The organism is Roseovarius sp. YIN77 (genome assembly GCF_057219155.1).
Genome location: NZ_JBXVVI010000058.1, coordinates 1 through 1,087 on the forward strand (window position 1 = coordinate 1; position 1,087 = coordinate 1,087).

2 protein-coding genes are annotated in these 1,087 nt (G+C 62.1%); both read right to left on the reverse strand.

Annotated features, from left to right (window positions below):
• On the reverse strand, positions 1–308 hold a 308-nt coding region (locus tag AC2D8P_RS16585), incomplete at its 3' end, for a hypothetical protein (protein WP_484703995.1).
• A gap of 25 nt (positions 309–333) precedes the next feature.
• Positions 334–1,087: hypothetical protein (locus AC2D8P_RS16590; protein ID WP_484703996.1), on the reverse strand; the 754-nt coding region annotated here is incomplete at its 5' end.

Below are 1,087 nucleotides of genomic sequence, written 5' to 3' on the forward strand. Positions count from 1 at the left end.
TAACTCGCGGTGGCGCTCAGCTCTTCGTTGCTGTCATAGCCCAGTTCAAACCCGCCATTGGCGAAGTCCATGCCCAGGAAGACGCGGCCATAGCCGTCCTCGCCGGGGGTGGAGCCTGACAGGCTGTCACCGGCCAGAACCAGATCGACGCTGTCGCTGTCCTGCCAGCCCAGATCAATGCCGTAGCGTAGGGTGCTTTGCTCCATCGCGCGGGTCCAGGCCAGACGGGCCTCGACCTGATGGCTGAACCGGCTGTCGACGGACAGATCCCCGTCGGCGAAGTCAAAATCATGGCCGTCAGACCACACGCCGGTATAGCGCAGGCGCAGGCTGTCATGGCCGCCCAGAAACCCCGTGCCAGGTCAGCGCAGGCGCGATAAAGAGGCTCATGTAGCTGTCTGAGGCGCTCTCTAACCCACCAACAACCATATTGTTGGCCTGGGTGCGTTCGACATCGTTATAGGTCAGCCCCGCGGCCAGCGTGTAATCGGCACCGTTCCACTGACCGTACATCCCGCCATGAATGCCAATCGCATCGCTATCGACGCCACTGTCGGTTTCCAACCGCGAGACAGACACACCGGCAAAGAGGCCGCCGTCGCCACGATCCTTGCCGAAGCTGCCCGACACAATCACGCCGTCATAGCCCGCCATGTCGCTGTCGCCCGAATTCGCCACCACACCGCCGGTCAGGCTGGCCCAATGGCCATCACCGCCTGCGCCTTGGCTCGCAACCGGCGTGCGCCCGCGTGCATCCACCGCATCCATCATCAACCGGCCAGCCACGCCCGCCGCCTGATCTTGCGCAGCATAGTCCGACAGGTCCGCGTTATAGATCGTGTCGCCCACAACTGTGTACACCCCTTGGGAGGTGATCGTCGCGGGCACAGACGCATCCGTGTGGACCACCGCATTCAGCCCCGTGCCAAAGTTCAGCGTAGCTGCGCCCGGATTATCAAACCTAACGTCACCCACCAGAACCGACCCCTGATTGAGGTTCAGCATCGCGTCAGCGCCAACCATACGTACTGAGTATGATTGCTGTGAAATGACTGTCCCGCTGTTGGTCACGGTGTTGCCATCGCCA